The sequence below is a fragment of the Acidaminobacterium chupaoyuni genome (assembly GCF_047936785.1).
In the GTDB taxonomy this organism is placed as follows: domain Bacteria; phylum Bacillota; class Clostridia; order Oscillospirales; family Butyricicoccaceae; genus Acidaminobacterium; species Acidaminobacterium chupaoyuni.
Map to the genome: position 1 here is coordinate 1,767,034 of NZ_CP176394.1, position 15,619 is coordinate 1,782,652.

Below are 15,619 nucleotides of genomic sequence, written 5' to 3' on the forward strand. Positions count from 1 at the left end.
CAACTCCGTTTCATTTTGGGTGAAACTTGACAGTGGTTTTAAAACTGTTGTGCAGATCGCGGCATCAAACAAAGCTCTTGTTTTTCACCGCTGCTGTTTTTGCTGTCTAAGCGGATCAGTCCGCTTTTTTCCTGCCGGATTTCGAACTGCGTCACTTTCATGATTTCCATTCCGTCAGAAGGTTCAAAAGCCACCCCCTGCTCAATATAAAGCTCACGCAGCACACCTTTTGACCAATAGATCCATGTTTCATAAACCGCGTCATCGCCCTGTTCCGAAAGCACCAGCGCGGGAACTCCCAAAGTTTTTTCATCCACCCGAATGGCCTCGGCCGAATCGTTCTGGCGGATCTTTGTCGCCACATAAGAAAGCGAGGTTCTCATTTCATAATTATCTTCCATTTTGTGAAAGATGCCGTGATATACTTTGCCGCCCAAAGTTACCAGAGCCAGCGCCGAAAGAGAAAACACCAAAAATAAAACGATCACAAACGCCAGTTCTGAACCTGTTCTTTTATTCTGATTCATTTCTTTCATCGCGCTATCCTCTATTTCGGCAAAGCGTAAACATCGATTTCGGGCATGATGTTCGAGGCAAACGCTTCATAATGGATCACATAACGGCTTTCATCGACCACCAAGCCATAATGTTCACGCAGATATTCGATATCCGGCGGATAGATGCCCTCGATGGCATAGCAGGAAACCACCGCCCGCTTCACCGCGCTTTCGGTGTTGGCAAGCCATTCGGCTTCACTGCGCTTCTGCGCGTAATCCACGGTGTAAACGCCGGCCGCCAGCACCACAAGAAATAAAACAAACGAAAACAGCAACCCTTTCGGGATGTTTCTATGCTTATGATATTTCATTTCTTCCTCCCGTCATCCGATGGATGACATGATGCCCGTTAGCGGAAGCATCACGGAAATCAAAATCGCGCCGATGATCACCGATAAGATCCCCACCAGAACCGGTTCGATGACCGAGGTGATATTGGCAATGGAAGTATCGATATCTTCTTCATAAAGATCGGCGAGCTTATCCATCACCTGATCGACGGAACCGGTTTTAAAGCCGATATTGACCATGCGTGAAAAAAGTTCGGGGAAAACGCCTGCCTGCTCCAGCGCATCGGAAAAAGAAGCGCCCGCCTGGATGCGTTTCCGGCTGTCTGCCACACGCTTCGCCGCAGTTTCATCGCCCAGAACCCCAATGGTGAATTCAAACGCTTCATCTATATTCATGCCGCTGGAAAGCATCAGCGCCATGGCGCTGGCAAACCGGCGGGATGCGATCTTTTCGCTGAGTTTTCTGGTAAACGGGCTTTTGGAAGAAAGGTTTTGGAAAAACGCCCGCCCTTTTTTGGTCTTCATCATCACCACAGAAGCAGCCACCGCCAAAATGATGACAAACATCAGAACAAACGCACAGCGGCCGGCGATCATGCCGAATCGCATCAGGTGGCCCGCTCCGTTGCCCAATTCCCCGCCCAGCTGGCGGAAAATGTTTTCAAAAACCGGCAACACTTTCGTCACCAAAACAAGGATGACCGCGGCCATCATGCAAAACAGCATCATGGGATATAACACGGCGCTGCGCAGGCGGCCGCGCAACGCCTGTTCACGCTCGTAATATTGGGCCAGCGAACCCATCACCTGTTCCAATTTACCCGTGGCATCGCCAATGGCCGTCATATGCACCACATAATCGGGGAAAATTCCCGCGCTTTCCATCGCCTTTTCAAGGGGAGCGCCCTGCTGGATCTGTTCATCCACAAGCTTCAGCGCATCTTTGATCTGGCCTTCCTGCATATCGGCGCAGATGGCCGCCATGCCCTCGCGCAGGCTGATGCCCGCTTTCAGAATCATGCCGATCTGCGTGCAAAAAACGGCGATTTCCGATGAAGAAAGCTGTTTATGCTCTTTTTTAACGCCCATATATCTCTTCCCCCGCTTTTCTCTTTGAGAACATGGCAAAAGCGCCATGGATGACAGCAAAATACACTTTCTGTTTTGTTCTATTATGGCAGATTTTGCGCAAAATTGCAAATATTCTTCTATAGTTCTATTCATGCCTTCCGTTGTTTATGCTCTTGCGTTTTAGAGCGCAAAATCAAAACCTTTACAGCAAAACACCCATGGCCGTTTTGGCCATGGGTGTGAAAAGCTTTCCCGTTAATATTCGTATTTCTTGGTGTAATTGCTGCCGTTTCCGATATAGTTTTCAATTTGCTTACTGCTCTTCGCGCCGGAAAGGAAAGTGGAATCAAGCAGTTTCCAGTTGGTTCCGTCGAAATAAGTTTCGCCGGTTTTGATCCAGCCCACACCTTTGATATAGACTTCGTTCCACGCGTGGTAAGCGCCGTTGGGCGCCACATAGCCGGTGACCAGCTTCGTGGGGATCAATTGAGAACGCAGCATCGCGGCCATCACCGCCGAATAATCAAAGCAAATGCCCTTTCGCGAGCTTAAAATCGTATCTACAACAGGCAGATATCCGCTTTGCACAGACGATGCTTTCGCCGTATCATATTGGATATTCCCTGCCACAAAGCTATAGATTTGGTCTAACTTGGCAAGATCGGTCTTTTGATCGGCGCAAAGCTCACTGGCTTTTTTTACAACAGCGCTGTTGGGCACATAGTTCACATATTGGTTGTTCACCAAATAAGGCGCAAACGAGCTTTCCAGCTTCACATCGAAATTAGCGGTTTGAACCGTGGCATATTTGCTGCCGGTGGTGTTTTCAAGCACGCGCACTTTATAGCTGCCGTCGCCCATCTGAAGCGGATAGCGTTCTGCCACATTCTGGTTGTTCAAATCATAAGTGTATTTTCCGCTGTCTTTTTCGATGATGACCTTGATTCTTTTGCTGCCGCCGGCGGTATATTTGATATCTACATATCCTTTGTCAGCCGCCGTGGCGTTGATCACCGATTTTGAAGCTTCATATCGATCTGCCGCAGAGGCCTGAAGGCCGACAACCGCCGCCAAAGCCGCCGCGATAAAGAAGGATGCCGTTACTTTCTTTTTCATACAGCCAATCCCCCGCCCTTTCATTTTTGTCACAATAATCCTTTATTTGTCCTTATCATATACCCATTTGTGACAAATGTCAATCTTACGGATGCATTATTCTTCGGCGGAATCCAGCGGAAGCGCCTGAATTTCCAGCTCGATCTTCTTGCGGCTGCAAAGGCCCGCGAACTTTTGGCGGATCCTCTTCGTAACGAACACGCTGTTTTCTTCCGTCAGCGTGGGAAGCATCGCCACATATTGCGTTGCGCTGTAGCGGGCGATCACATCGCCGCGCCTCAGGCAGCCTGTCAGCGCCTCTTTCAACTGAGACATTGCCCGCTCGCGATTCTGTTTGGAAAAAGTATTCTCAGGCCCCGGATTCAAAGTAAACAAACAGACGAAAACCGATTGTCCCGAGCGTTCCAACGAACGCGCTTCCAACCTGTAAATATGCTTGAACGCATCATAATCGCAGAAAAACGCCCCTTCTTCGTTCAGGGTCTCGCGCAGATCTTCTTTAATAGTGATTAAATCGCTTTTTGCGTAATCCACATGCTCGGTGATCTCACGATAACGCGCGCGAAATTTTTCAGAAGGCTGCATCCCCAGCTCCTGATAATAGAGCTCTGTTATTTTCTGATATTCGGCAATTGCCAAAGAAAATTTTTGCTGCTCTGCCAGCGCTTTTAAAAACCTCAGCTGCATCTCTTCGGCAAAAGGGTCGATTCTTCTGGCTTTTTCGCAAAGATTTTCTTCCTGCTCAAAGCGCCCCGTTTGTTCATAATATTGGCAAAGCTTTTCTGCGCATTCAAAAAAGCGGCGGCGATACTGTTCCGTGAAAAAAACAGCCCACTCCTCATAAATTTTGCCTTCTAAAAAGTCGCCTCGATACAGTTCGGCGGCGTTTTCAAGAGCTTTCATCCGTTCTTCCGGCCCGTTTTGCTCATCAAACCCCTGTCGATACCACTCGTCAAATTCTTCCACATCAGAAAAGCATTTGATCTGCGGGTTCCAGCAATATCCCCCTCTTTTTGAAAGAATATAAGGTGATTCTTGCGAAAACCCAGCCTCGCTGAGCAGATGCCGCAGCCGATAAACCAGATTTTTCAGCGCGTTGGAAGGGTTTACGATTTCGTTTTCCTTCCATAAAACATTCTGCAGTTCAAAGCTGCCAATCATCTTTTCTTTATGCATTAAAAGATATTCCAAAAGCAGCCACAGTTGCTTTGTTCGGCCGTCGGCTTCGCTGAGGCAATGTTCCCCGCTGCGCAGTAAAAAGCCGCCGAAGAAACAGGCTTCCACTGTTTTGGAATCCTTTCGCTTTATCATACCCGGTTCCCTCCATGCTTCTCGTTTTAAACAGTATACTCTATTTTCTTCAAAAGCAAAAGAGCCCATTTGATCGTATTGTTTAAGAAATCGCCTGTTTTCTTCTCTTGACAAAGGAAAAGGATCCAACGCTCAGCGTTTGGATCCTTTTTGCTTTTCAGATCGCCTGCAGCTGCTTTAAGATCTCTTGAATCTTTGCCTGCGGAACAAACTTTTCGGCTTGGCGAATGACATTTTGAAGGGTCATGTTCTGTGCGCTGCTCAGAAGCAGCGGGTTGCGGAACACCTGCGGGAATTCCCGCTGCAAAAGCATTCTGGCCTGCGGCTGCTGAAGCAGCTCGCGAATCGTAATCTGGTTATTTCTCAGATCCATGGTTTCGACCACCTTTCCAGTTTATCGTATGCGCCGCGCCTTTAAAAAGTAACCGGTTTTTTAAATCTTGCCCGGTTTTGTGAATATTCTGTTTTTTAATGGCGATTGCCCGCGGAATATGCTATCATAATAAATATTGCGGATACACCCCCCCATTTTACTAAAATTTTCATCCATATTACAGGTGATTCTATGTTGAAAAAAATAAGGCCGGGCGATTGGGTCGTCGTCTGTCTGGTGTTATGCGCCGCCATTCTGATCTATCTTCCGTTTCACGGTCACAGCGATTCTTCGCTGACCGCCGTGATCCGCCAAAACGGCGAAATCATCGAAACGATCTCTCTTTCCGGTTTGAAAGATCCCATCACTTACACCGTCGATGGCGATTACACCAACATCATCACCGCCGAAGACGGGCGGATCTGCGTTTCATCGGCCACCTGCCCTCACAAAACCTGCGTGCATACCGGCTGGCTGACCCGCGCGGGTCAAACCGCGGTTTGCCTGGAAAACCGCATGAGCATCACTTTGGAAAGCGACGCCGCTTCAGATGCCGCGGATGTTGTTGTGAAATAGGAGAATCTATTATGAATCGCACAAAAAAGATCGCCCTCTGCGGCATTCTTGCCGCTTTGGCGCTGGCTCTTTCACTTTTTGAAAATCTCATTCCCCTGCAGGCGGTGCTGCCGCTTCCCGGCATCAAGCTGGGCCTTGCCAATATCATCACCCTGATGGCGCTTTATCTGATGGGCGGCAAATGGGCCGCCGCCGTGCTTTTCTGCCGCATTGCCGCGCTTTATCTGGCCACGGGCAACCTGACCTCGCTGGCCATGTCGCTCACAGGCGGCTGCGCCGCTTTGATCGCCATGCTGCTTGCCTATCGTTTTCGCCGATCTTTCTTTTCGATCTATGGCGTCAGTATATTGGGGGCGGCCATGCATAATGTGGGGCAGATCGCCATGGCTTCCCTTTTGATGCGCAGCCTCTACACCTTTTATTATTTGCCCGTTTTGCTTATTCTTTCGCTTTTCACGGGCTTTCTGATCGCTTTCATCACCGATATTTCGCTTCCAAAACTGAAAAGCGCCGTATTTTCATAAAAAAGATCCTCATCTTTAAAAGATGGGGATCTTTTTTTGCTTATTTCAAAACAGCTTTATGGAACACCTTTTTACCTTTGCGGATCTTCACGCCCGCTTTCAGCTGTTCTGCCAAAACGGTGGCATCCGGCGTTAAAATCTTTTCGCCATCCAGCGAAACGCCGCCCTGTTGGATCAATCTTCTGGCTTCACTTCTGCTGGGGGTCAGGCCGCAGGCCATCATCAGATCGATGACGCCGATCTCCGCCCCGGGCACCTGTTCGGCGCTCAGCTCTGTGGTGGGCATATTGCTTTCATCGCTGCCGCCCGCAAAAAGCGCGTGGCTGGCGGTCTTCGCCTTTTCAGCTTCTTCTTCGCCATGCACCAGTTTTGTCAGTTCATAGGCCAGAATTTCCTTGGCGCGGTTAAGCTGGCTGCCTTCCCATGCTTCCATCGCGTCGATCTCTTCCAGCGGCAGGAAAGTCAGCATACGGATGCATTTCAGCACATCGGCGTCATCCACATTTCTCCAATACTGGAAGAATTCGAAAGGTGTGGTTTTGTTGGGATCGAGCCACACGGCGCCGCTGGCCGTTTTGCCCATTTTCTTGCCTTCGGAATTCATCAGCAGCGTGATGGTCATGGCGTAAGCATCTTTGCCCAGTTTTCTGCGGATCAGGTCTGTGCCGAACAGCATATTCGACCACTGGTCGTCGCCGCCGAACTGCATGTTGCAGCCGTAATGCTGGAACAAATGATAGAAGTCGTAAGACTGCATGATCATATAGTTGAATTCCAGGAAAGACAGGCCCTTCTCCATGCGCTGCTTATAGCATTCCGCGCGCAGCATGTTGTTCACCGAGAAACAGGCGCCCACATCGCGCAGCAGATCGACATAATTGAGTTTCAGCAGCCAATCGGCGTTATTGACCATAATGGCTTTATCCGGCCCGAATTCAATAAAGCGCTCCATCTGCTTTTTGAAGCAGTCGCAGTTATGCTGAATGGTTTCGGGGGTCATCATCGAACGCATATCGCTGCGGCCGGAAGGGTCGCCCACATATCCTGTGCCGCCGCCGATCAAGACCACCGGCTTGTTGCCGGCCATCTGCAGGCGTTTCATCAGGCAAAGCGCCATGAAATGGCCCACATGCAGGGAATCGGCGGTGGGATCGAACCCGATATAAAACTTCGCACCGCCGTTATTGACCAAATTGCGAATTTCTTCTTCGTTGGTGACCTGTGCGATCAAGCCGCGGGCTTGCAGTTCTTCATAGATACCCATTTTAGTTCTCCTTTTCTGTGTTTTTTATAAAATAAAAGCCCTCTATCCCAAAACGGGACAGAGGGCGAATTTCATCGCGGTACCACCTCTGGCATCGACTTTTTTCACAAAAAGCCGCTTATGAAGTGCCAACACACTTCTGCGCTTTAACGGGCGCACCCGTCTGACTCTACTGATCTTCAAGCCGCAGCTCCGAGATGTATTCCGCTCACCGCCGCTTATGCCCTTTCACCGACCGGGCACTCTCTGAAAGCTCAGCGTTTCGCCTACTTCTTCTCATCATCGCTTTTCCAGATGAATTTCTTATAGTATATCCGATATTTTTCGAAAAGTAAAGCCCTTTTTTCATCGGCCCATAAAAACCGCATGAAAAATTCTTCCAGTGGTTTTTATTCTTCCAGCCGGCCGCAAATCACTTTCAACTGTTCCAGATCGCTGAATAAATTCAGCGCTTCCAGCAAAGCGTTGGCTTTCAGGTTCTCGGGCAGATCCATTTTTTCAAGCAGCGCTTTGCGCCGCCGCGCGCTATCCGGCCCGCCGGAAAGCCCCAGTTCATAAAGATCGGTCTTTGTGATGGCAGCGCCCTTTTGTTCTCTCGCAGGCGCTTCCATAGGCGCGCCGCTGCGGCGGATCGCTTCGATCAGCGCCGCGTCGGCAATGCCTTCCACCCCCAGCTTTCCTTCGGAAGAAGCTTTGCTTTTCCGTTTTTCTTTGCCGTATACATCGGGCGGATAGGCATGATACACTTCGCATCCCGCCAGAATGTTTTTTAAATAGGTGCGGATCTGAAACCCCGCATGGTCGCCATCCGTCAAAATGATCACACCGCGCTCTTTGGCGACCCTCTTGATAAATTCGGCTTTCTCCGGGTTTTTATAAATGGAAAAGCCCTCTGTTGCAATGACCATCGTGTCAAAGATCTGCCTGATCTTATTGATATCGTAACAGCCTTCCACCACAATGGCCGGCCCAAGCCTGATCATCGCGCACCTTCTTCCAGCCGCGCAAGGCGCAGCAGCAACAGTTCCAACGTTCGGTTTGCATCAGAAAGATTGCTTTTCAGTTCCTGATCGGCCTGATTGCACAGCAGCAGCGCCCGCCGCAGCCACGGGAGGCTTTTTTTGCGCGCCGCTTTCAACAAAAGGCTGGCGGGATATTGAGAACGGATGGCAAACAGCTTCATCAGTTCCCCTTCGCCATAGCCCATATTCATGGCCAGCTTCGCGCCATATAGTTTTTCGATCTGTTTTGCGATGGCGCCTGAAAGCACCACCGGTTCAAACCGCATCGCCAGCAGATCGCGCAGAGTTTCGATGGCCGCCCGATGGTCGCCGCCGGATACTTTATCCGTCAGCTGCCAAATCTGGGCTTCCAGCGCTTTCGAGGCCAGCAGATCGATTTCCTTGGCCGAAACCGCATCCGCTAAAGTACCCGAAGCGATCTTATCGATCTCAGAGGCCAAATTGGTCATCAGCCCGCCGCATTGAAAAGTCAGATATTCGCAATCGGCGGTGTCGATATTCTTGCCCAGCGCCTGAAAACGGCGTTTGATCCACGCATTAAGCTCGCTCTGGGGGGCGCGTTTAAATTCCACCACCTGGGCGTTTTTTTCTAAAACCTGCCAAAGCTTCATGCGCTTGTCGGGCTTATATTCCAAAGTGTCAAAATAGAAGATCAGGCACAGATACTCGGGCAATTCCACCAAAAACTGTGTTAAAAGCTCTTTGGTGTCGGCGGGCGGTTTGGAAAAATTAAAATCGCGGATCAGCAAAAGTTTGCGGTCGCTCATAGCCGGCAGGCTTTCCACCGCGTCTGTCAGCGCATCGGCCGTCACGGCGTCGCCATCTAAAACGGTGACATTGAAATCGCCCAGCCCGCCTTCGCTCATCTGCTGCATCAGGCGCTGTTTATAATGTTCTTTCAGGTAGCTTTCTTCCCCATAAAAAACATATAATTTTTCCGGCGTTCCGGCGGCCACATCCGCTCTTAATTTATCATAAGCCTCTGTCTTTTTCGCCATTTTCTTCACCTCGATCCATAACTTTTCAACACCGCTGCCCCACGATTGGGAAGATAAACAACAGGCTCGGTCGTGATCTGCCCCAAAGTAAACTCTTCGCCGCGATAAACCGGCTGCATACAAAAAATCGTTCTTGCCTTGGTTTCTTTGCATAGCTGCGCCGCGGCCGCAGGATCTTTGGCATAGGCCGCATCCAAAACCAAAACATCACAGGTTATCTTTTCTTTCTTCACGGTCTCCAGCATCGTCTTCGGCAAAACGCCGCAGCCCGAAAGGATTCCGCAGCCATAAAAACGCAGATAGCAGGCATACGGCTCTTTTTCCAAAAGGGAAAGAACGGCTTTCCCCTGCCCCAGCCTGCCGCTCGCCCCATAGCCCTTCAGGCTGCCTTCGGTGACCCAGTTGCAGGCGAAGCCCTGCGGCGCCGCCGTTTTCTTCACCTTTGCCCATTTATCCTCGGGCCTTCGAGAAAACGGAATTCCGTCTTTAGTGGTCAGCAGCAGGCGTTCCACCTGATTTTCTCCGCCCTCTTCCAGCAGCTGCTGAGCGCAGGCATAAAAGCTATCCCCATAAAAATCGCCCGACACCGCCATCTCTATTTTTCCCGCTTCTTCATAAGAAAGCAAAGCGCTGCCGCCGCAGTTGGCAATGGAAACAGACGGGAAATAGTGGAATTCCGCCGCAGCCGCCCCCACGCAGCAGACCGCCGTCAAAGCCAGGCCCAGCCTCAAACAGCGTGCCGTTATTTTTTCAGCATACCACAGTAAAAAGAAAATCACCAGTGTTATGGCAAAAAAGCGGACATAAACCGATTTTGCCGAAACCGCGTAAAAAGGCAGGCGCACCGCCGTTTGCTGAAAAAAGCTCACCAGCTTTAAAACCGGATAAACCGCAAGAGAAACCGCCTTGGCCGCCCCAAGCGAAAAAGCGTTCGCCGCCAGCAGCAAAAATCCGCCCAAAACAGCGAAGATCAGCAAAGGAGCGATCAGCACATTCGTCAGCAAAGTCACCACAGAAATGCTTTGAAACATCAGGCAGGAAAGCGGGAAAGTGAACACCTGCGCCGAAAGCGAAACGCAAACCGCGCTGCCCACGCCATGCAGCAGCCGATCTTTGAACCGCCTTGTGGGGAACACGCGCCGCAAAACGACCTCCATGCGCGGCAGGAACATCAATATGCCCAGTGTCGCGCCAAAGGAAAGCAAAAAACCCGCGTCGAACACCATGATCGGGCGAAACAGCAACAAGATCAGCGCCGCGGCCGCCAAAGTGTTCACCGCATCTTTTTCTTCTTTGAAAAAGAACGCGCCCCCGCCGAGAATGGCCATGATGGCAGCGCGCAGCGCGGAAGGCGTGAGCCCCGCCAGAAGCGCATAGCCGCAGGCGGCCGGAATGGCCAGAAGAAGCCCCGCGCGTTTTCCGAAAATCACCGCCAAAGCCATGCAGACAATGGCAATATGCATCCCCGAAACCGCCGCGATGTGCGCCGTTCCGCTCAGCCTGAGCTGGCGCAGTTCTTCGGCGGTAAAGCCGCTTTTTTCGCCGGTGAGCAGCGCCGTTTGCAAAGCGGCTTCTCTTTTGGGATAGACCCTGTTCATAAGGCCCGCGATTTTTTCGCGCCACAGGGCGGCGCGGCAAACCAGAGGCATTTTATCGGTATGCTTCGCGGTGATGGGGCCGCTTTGTTCGATCTGATAAAGAAACCCTTTCTGAATCTTGCCGGCGGCGAGTTTTTTCTCGATTCTTTTCACCACAAATTCGCCCGACAGGCGATCTCCCGCCCGTTCATGCGGCGAAGCATCCCGCAGCAAAATTTCCACCTTGCGGCGAATGGGCTTTCCGTCGGCTTCCAGCAATATGCCCTCGGCGCGGCCATAGGTTCCCTTGCCTTCGGCGTTTTCCGTCAGCCGGCAAACCGCCCCGGTGCTATGCCCCGAAAAATGCCGCAGCGGTGCCGATTCGATGCCCAGCCAGATGTTGCACCATAAAAACGCGGCAAGGGCCGAAAACACCAGCAGCACCCAGCGATGGCGCAAACCGAACATGCAAACCGCCGCTGCAACAAGGGTCACAGCGGCGATCATGGTTTTTAAAGGGAATGGCCAATCCATCAGAAAGCATAACCCGCATAAAGCGGTGCCCGGCAAAACGCCCGAAGCCGCCCACAACAAAGGACGAAGGGCTGTCTGCCTGCCTTCTTTTGTGTTCATGCTATGCCATGGGGCCCAGTGCTTTGCCCGCCAGCACATGGAAATGAAGGTGATGCACGGTCTGGCCCGCGTCTTCACCGCTGTTGGTGACAATGCGATAGCCGTTTTCCAGCTTCAGCTGGCGCGCCAGTTTTGCGATCACTTCAAAAATATAAGCGATGATCTGAGAATTATCCGCGTTGACATCCGCCGCGGAAGAAAGAATATGCTCTTTGGGAACCACCAGAAAATGGATCGGCGCGGCCGGCTGGATATCATAAAACGCATAAACTTTTTCATCCTGATAAAGGCATTTCGAGGGGATCTCGCCCGCCACGATCTTACAAAAAATGCAATCCATTTTTCTTTCCTCCTATTTCAGCATCGATTCAACGATATTGTTCACCTGTTCCAAAGCGTTTTCCAGTTTGGAAGCATCTCTGCCGCCCGCTGTGGCGCTGTCGGGGCGTCCGCCGCCGCCGCCGCCGCAAAGCTTGGCGACCTGCTTGAGGATATTGCCGGCATGGGCGCCCTTGGCCATGGCCTCTTTGCCGCAGGAAGCCGCAAAATTGATCTTTCCGTCTTCTTCGTTCACCAAAGCCAGCACGCAAACAAGGTTCGGCGCTTTATCGCGCAGCATATCGCTTAAGCCGCGCAGAGAATCGGCTGTGCCGTCTTCGATGCGCATGGCCAGCACATTCACATCGCCCGCGGCCTTGGCGTAATTCATCAGTTCCACACTGCGCAGCGCGGCAATGCGGGAATTGAGGCTTTCGATATTGCGGTTGGCTTCTTTGATCTCGCCGATCACCTGTTCCGCGCGATGCACCAGTTCGGAAGGCGCTGTTTTCAAAGCGGCAGCCGCCTGCATCAGCATTTCTTCACGGCTTTCAAGCAGTTCCAGAACGCCCGCGCCCACCACGGCTTCGATGCGCCGAACGCCCGCCGCCGCCGAAGCTTCGCTGACGATCTTAAACGAGCCGATTCTTGCGGTGTTGTGGATATGCGTGCCGCCGCAAAGTTCGATGGAATAATCACCCATTCTCACCACGCGCACAACATTGCCGTATTTTTCGCCAAACAACGCCATCGCGCCCAGTTTTTTTGCTTCATCGATGGGCATTTCTTCGGTATGCACCGCATCATCCGCCAAAATTTCTTCGTTCACGGCGCGCTCCACGGCCAAAATCTCTTCGGGGGTCATGCCGCTGAAATGTGTAAAATCAAAACGCAGACGGTCGGGTTCCACCAGCGAACCCGCCTGTTCCACATGGTTGCCCAAAACATTGCGCAGGGCTTTTTGCAGCAAATGGGTGGCGGAATGCGCGCGCATCACGGCGCTGCGGCGAGAAACATCCACCTGCATGGAAACTTCTTCTTCGGTGGTGATGCTTCCGCTGATGACTTTGACCGAATGCATGAATTTCCCGTCGGGGGTTTTCTTCACGGCGGTCACTTCCAGCTTGGCGTTTTTGCTGTTCATCGCGCCCAGATCATAGGTCTGGCCGCCGCTTTCCGCATAAAACACGGTCTGGTCTAACACAACAATGCCTTCGGCGCCTTCATTCAAAGCGCCTGCCTGCTCGCCTTCTGCCACAAGCATCAGCACTTTGCCCTTTGCCTGCAGCGCATCATAGCCCAGGAACTTTGTGGCGGGCAGTTCTTTCAGCGAAAAATCATCGCCTGCCCAGCCCAGTTCTGTTGTGTTGCCGCGGGCGCCTTTTGCGCGCAGCCGCTGTTCTTTCATATCCGCGTCGAAAACTTCGCGGTCAAGGCTCATCCCCTGTTCGCCCAAAATCTCCTCGGTCAGATCCACAGGGAAACCGTAAGTATCATATAATTTAAAAGCATCGTCGCCGTTGAGCATGGTCTGGCCGCCGGCTTTCAGGTTTTCGATCATTTCATCCAGCTTTACAAGGCCGCTTTCCACCGTTGCGGCAAAGCGCTCTTCTTCGATGCGGATCAGCTTTTTGATATATTCTTCTTTTTCGCGCAGTTCGGGGTAAGCGCCCTCATTTTCGCGGATCACGGTTTCACAGATCTCGAAAAGGAACGGCTTTTCGATGCCCAGCAAACGGCCGTGACGCGCGGCGCGGCGCAGCAGGCGGCGCAGCACATAGCCTCTGCCTTCGTTGGAGGGGATCACACCGTCGCATACCATCATGGTGGTGCTGCGGATATGGTCTGTGATGATGCGCAAAGAAACATCCTTAGCGGGGTCTTTGCCATATTCCACGCCGGCCACACGGGCGATATGCTCTAAAATGCTGTGGATGGTATCGATATCAAACATCGATTCCACCCCCTGCATGATGCAGGCCAGGCGTTCCATGCCCATGCCGGTGTCGATATTCTTCTTTTCCAGCGGGGTATAATTGCCGTGGCCATCGTTATTGAACTGGCTGAACACCAGGTTCCAGAATTCCACATAACGGTCGCAATCGCAGCCGGGGGCGCAGGTGGGGCTGCCGCATCCATATTTTTCGCCGCGGTCATAATAGATCTCGGTGCAGGGGCCGCAGGGGCCGGAACCGATCTCCCAGAAATTATCTGCTTTGCCCAAACGAACCATATGGTCTTCTGCCACGCCGATTTCCTTTGTCCAGATATCATAAGCCTCATCATCTTCCAGATAAACGGAAACATAAAGCTTGTCAACGGGCATCTTCATTTCCTGCGTTACAAATTCCCAGGCCCACTGTGCGGCTTCCCTTTTGAAATAATCGCCAAAAGAGAAATTGCCCAGCATTTCGAAATAGGTTCCGTGTCTGGAATCTTTGCCCACATTTTCAATATCGGGCGTGCGGATGCATTTCTGGCAGGAAGTCACTCTGGGGGCGGGCGGAGTCAGTTCGCCGGTAAAATAAGGCTTCAGCGGCGCCATGCCCGCGTTGATGAGCAGCAGAGAATGGTCGTTCTGGGGCACAAGCGGCGCGCTTTTCACGCGCAGATGGCCTTTACTTTCAAAAAAGCTTAAAAATCTTTCGCGAATTTCATTCAATCCCAATTTTTCCATCATTAACACTTTCTTTCCCCGCGCCAAGATCTGTTTTCAAAGCGACGCGGCACTATGTTTGTTCATATTAAAGCAAGCCTTCTGCGGCCCGCTCGTTTTCACGCTTTTTTCGCAGCATGGAATAAGGCGGAACCTCGAATACCCCCGGCAGGATCAGCCGCTGGTGGGCATGGGGCGCGCTTTCCATCGAATGCCCCTCTTCATCGAGGATGGCTTCCAGCCGGATGGGCCGCGGCGGCCCCTGCGGCGTAAGCAGTTCCAACATATCGCCGGGCGCAAATTTATTTTTCTGCTGAAAAACGGCACCCTGCACGGTCTCTTCCCCGGTATACATGGCGCAGATATCCCATGTGCGCAAATATCCGGCGTCCTGCGGATGCTGGCTGTCGCGATCACCGAAATAAAAGCCCGTGTAATATTCGCGGTGGCTCACTTTATCCACCTCTTGCCGCACCCACGGCGTAAGGTCATAATGCTGCGGATCGCGGCAATAAAGGTCAATGGCGCGCCGATAGGCGTTTGTTACTGCGGCGGTGTAATAAGCTGTTTTCACGCGGCCCTCGATCTTGAAACTGTCGATGCCCGCTTCCATCAACTGCGGAATATGATCGATCATGCAGAGATCTTTCGAATTGAGCAGATAAGAACCCTGCTCATCTTCATAAACGGGAAAAGTTTCATCCGGCCGCGAAGCTTCCACAAGGCTGTATTTCCAGCGGCAAGGCTGCGCGCAGGCGCCGCGATTGGCGTCTCTGCCCGTCAGATGGGCCGAAATATAACATCTTCCCGAATAAGACATGCACATGGCGCCATGCACAAAGGTTTCCAGTTCCAGTTCCTTTGGCGTATGCGCGCGGATCTGCATGATCTCTTCCAGCGAAAGTTCGCGGGCCAGCACAACGCGTTTGGCGCCCATTTCATAATAGATCCCGGCCGCTTCAGAATTGACGATGTTTGCCTGTGTGCTGATATGGATTTCCACATGGGGCGCATATTTTTTGCAAAGCTTCACCACGCCAAGGTCGGCGATGATCGCCGCATCCGCGCCGAATTGCTCCAGTTCTTCCAAAAAAGCGGGCAGACGGCAAACTTCATCTTCGCGGGGCATGGTGTTCACCGTAACAAACACCCGAACGCCCTTTTCATGGCAAAAGCGAATGGCTTTTTCCAGTTCCGCCCCATCGAAATTATCCGATGCGGTGCGCATGCCAAACCCTTTCCCCGCCAGATAGACGGCATCCGCGCCATAGGCAACGGCATATTCCATCCGTTCAAAATCGCCGGCGGGCGATAAAAGTTCAGGCTTTTTCAT

The 15,619-nt window shown here is 51.8% G+C and carries 15 protein-coding genes and 1 other annotated feature; of the genes, 2 read left to right on the forward strand and 13 right to left on the reverse strand.

The genetic code is table 11. The features are described 5' to 3' along the window. Positions 1-38: 38 nt before the first annotated feature. The 6 genes from ACJA3I_RS08435 to ACJA3I_RS08460 all read right to left on the reverse strand — a co-directional run bounded on the left by ACJA3I_RS08435 (position 39) and on the right by ACJA3I_RS08460 (position 4,718). Positions 39-536 carry a DUF4860 domain-containing protein gene (locus tag ACJA3I_RS08435; protein WP_458862167.1) on the reverse strand — a complete coding sequence of 166 codons (498 nt, stop codon included), beginning with the start codon at positions 534-536 and terminating at the stop codon, positions 39-41. A gap of 11 nt (positions 537-547) precedes the next feature. After that, positions 548-868 carry a hypothetical protein gene (locus tag ACJA3I_RS08440; protein ID WP_458862168.1) on the reverse strand — a complete coding sequence of 107 codons (321 nt, stop codon included), beginning with the start codon at positions 866-868 and terminating at the stop codon, positions 548-550. Between the two features lie 12 nt (positions 869-880). Beyond that, the gene (locus ACJA3I_RS08445) at positions 881-1,936 is read right to left on the reverse strand and encodes a type II secretion system F family protein (protein ID WP_458862169.1); all 1,056 of its coding nucleotides are present in this window, start codon (positions 1,934-1,936) and stop codon (positions 881-883) included. A 237-nt stretch (positions 1,937-2,173) separates the two neighbouring features. After that, positions 2,174-3,034, reverse strand: coding sequence for a transglutaminase-like domain-containing protein (locus ACJA3I_RS08450; protein ID WP_458862170.1), 861 nt, complete (start codon positions 3,032-3,034; stop codon positions 2,174-2,176). 96 nt (positions 3,035-3,130) lie between these two features. Next, the gene (locus ACJA3I_RS08455; protein WP_458862171.1) at positions 3,131-4,345 is read right to left on the reverse strand and encodes a BTAD domain-containing putative transcriptional regulator; all 1,215 of its coding nucleotides are present in this window, start codon (positions 4,343-4,345) and stop codon (positions 3,131-3,133) included. A gap of 157 nt (positions 4,346-4,502) precedes the next feature. Continuing rightward, positions 4,503-4,718, reverse strand: a complete 216-nt coding sequence (locus ACJA3I_RS08460) for a hypothetical protein (RefSeq protein WP_458862172.1) — start codon at positions 4,716-4,718, stop codon at positions 4,503-4,505. A gap of 192 nt (positions 4,719-4,910) precedes the next feature. On the opposite strand from ACJA3I_RS08460, the gene ACJA3I_RS08465 reads away from it, so the two are divergent. Beyond that, the gene (locus tag ACJA3I_RS08465; RefSeq protein WP_458862173.1) at positions 4,911-5,294 is read left to right on the forward strand and encodes a NusG domain II-containing protein; all 384 of its coding nucleotides are present in this window, start codon (positions 4,911-4,913) and stop codon (positions 5,292-5,294) included. 11 nt (positions 5,295-5,305) lie between these two features. Next, positions 5,306-5,818, forward strand: a complete 513-nt coding sequence (locus ACJA3I_RS08470; protein WP_458862174.1) for a Gx transporter family protein — start codon at positions 5,306-5,308, stop codon at positions 5,816-5,818. Between the two features lie 40 nt (positions 5,819-5,858). On the opposite strand, the gene tyrS is transcribed toward ACJA3I_RS08470, so the two are convergent. The 7 genes from tyrS to ACJA3I_RS08505 form a co-directional block, all read right to left on the reverse strand. Further along, entirely contained in the window at positions 5,859-7,082 is a 1,224-nt protein-coding gene (gene tyrS, locus ACJA3I_RS08475; protein ID WP_458862175.1) for a tyrosine--tRNA ligase, read from the reverse strand. A gap of 57 nt (positions 7,083-7,139) precedes the next feature. Continuing rightward, positions 7,140-7,374, reverse strand: a binding site (T-box leader). Positions 7,375-7,471: 97 nt separating this feature from the next. Next, positions 7,472-8,065 (reverse strand): toprim domain-containing protein, encoded by a 594-nt coding sequence (locus tag ACJA3I_RS08480; protein ID WP_458862176.1) that lies wholly within the window; start codon positions 8,063-8,065, stop codon positions 7,472-7,474. Then, a complete protein-coding gene (gene holA / locus ACJA3I_RS08485) occupies positions 8,062-9,102 on the reverse strand; it encodes a DNA polymerase III subunit delta (RefSeq protein WP_458862177.1) in 1,041 nt (346 codons plus the stop codon). Before holA ends, ACJA3I_RS08480 begins: the two co-directional genes overlap by 4 nt. 5 nt (positions 9,103-9,107) lie before the next feature. Further along, positions 9,108-11,312, reverse strand: a complete 2,205-nt coding sequence (locus ACJA3I_RS08490) for a ComEC/Rec2 family competence protein (protein ID WP_458862178.1) — start codon at positions 11,310-11,312, stop codon at positions 9,108-9,110. A gap of 1 nt (position 11,313) precedes the next feature. Beyond that, a complete protein-coding gene (locus ACJA3I_RS08495) occupies positions 11,314-11,652 on the reverse strand; it encodes a histidine triad nucleotide-binding protein (RefSeq protein WP_458862179.1) in 339 nt (112 codons plus the stop codon). Between the two features lie 12 nt (positions 11,653-11,664). Beyond that, positions 11,665-14,307: an alanine--tRNA ligase gene (gene alaS / locus ACJA3I_RS08500; protein WP_458863839.1), complete on the reverse strand. Its 2,643-nt coding sequence runs from the start codon at positions 14,305-14,307 to the stop codon at positions 11,665-11,667. Positions 14,308-14,374: 67 nt separating this feature from the next. Next, entirely contained in the window at positions 14,375-15,619 is a 1,245-nt protein-coding gene (locus ACJA3I_RS08505; protein ID WP_458862180.1) for a peptidase U32 family protein, read from the reverse strand.

What these genes read in the sequence shown, in the direction of transcription:
- ACJA3I_RS08490 (WP_458862178.1), bottom strand. Translation starts at nt 11,312, where the DNA reads ATGAACACAAAAGAAGGCAGGCAGACAGCCCTTCGTCCTTTGTTGTGG.
- ACJA3I_RS08505 (WP_458862180.1), bottom strand. Translation starts at nt 15,619, where the DNA reads ATGAAAAAGCCTGAACTTTTATCGCCCGCCGGCGATTTTGAACGGATG.
- ACJA3I_RS08495 (WP_458862179.1), bottom strand. Translation starts at nt 11,652, where the DNA reads ATGGATTGCATTTTTTGTAAGATCGTGGCGGGCGAGATCCCCTCGAAA.
- ACJA3I_RS08445 (WP_458862169.1), bottom strand. Translation starts at nt 1,936, where the DNA reads ATGGGCGTTAAAAAAGAGCATAAACAGCTTTCTTCATCGGAAATCGCC.
- ACJA3I_RS08435 (WP_458862167.1), bottom strand. Translation starts at nt 536, where the DNA reads ATGAAAGAAATGAATCAGAATAAAAGAACAGGTTCAGAACTGGCGTTT.
- ACJA3I_RS08465 (WP_458862173.1), top strand. Translation starts at nt 4,911, where the DNA reads ATGTTGAAAAAAATAAGGCCGGGCGATTGGGTCGTCGTCTGTCTGGTG.
- ACJA3I_RS08460 (WP_458862172.1), bottom strand. Translation starts at nt 4,718, where the DNA reads ATGGATCTGAGAAATAACCAGATTACGATTCGCGAGCTGCTTCAGCAG.
- ACJA3I_RS08440 (WP_458862168.1), bottom strand. Translation starts at nt 868, where the DNA reads ATGAAATATCATAAGCATAGAAACATCCCGAAAGGGTTGCTGTTTTCG.
- ACJA3I_RS08470 (WP_458862174.1), top strand. Translation starts at nt 5,306, where the DNA reads ATGAATCGCACAAAAAAGATCGCCCTCTGCGGCATTCTTGCCGCTTTG.
- alaS (WP_458863839.1), bottom strand. Translation starts at nt 14,307, where the DNA reads ATGGAAAAATTGGGATTGAATGAAATTCGCGAAAGATTTTTAAGCTTT.
- ACJA3I_RS08450 (WP_458862170.1), bottom strand. Translation starts at nt 3,034, where the DNA reads ATGAAAAAGAAAGTAACGGCATCCTTCTTTATCGCGGCGGCTTTGGCG.
- holA (WP_458862177.1), bottom strand. Translation starts at nt 9,102, where the DNA reads ATGGCGAAAAAGACAGAGGCTTATGATAAATTAAGAGCGGATGTGGCC.
- ACJA3I_RS08480 (WP_458862176.1), bottom strand. Translation starts at nt 8,065, where the DNA reads ATGATCAGGCTTGGGCCGGCCATTGTGGTGGAAGGCTGTTACGATATC.
- ACJA3I_RS08455 (WP_458862171.1), bottom strand. Translation starts at nt 4,345, where the DNA reads ATGATAAAGCGAAAGGATTCCAAAACAGTGGAAGCCTGTTTCTTCGGC.
- tyrS (WP_458862175.1), bottom strand. Translation starts at nt 7,082, where the DNA reads ATGGGTATCTATGAAGAACTGCAAGCCCGCGGCTTGATCGCACAGGTC.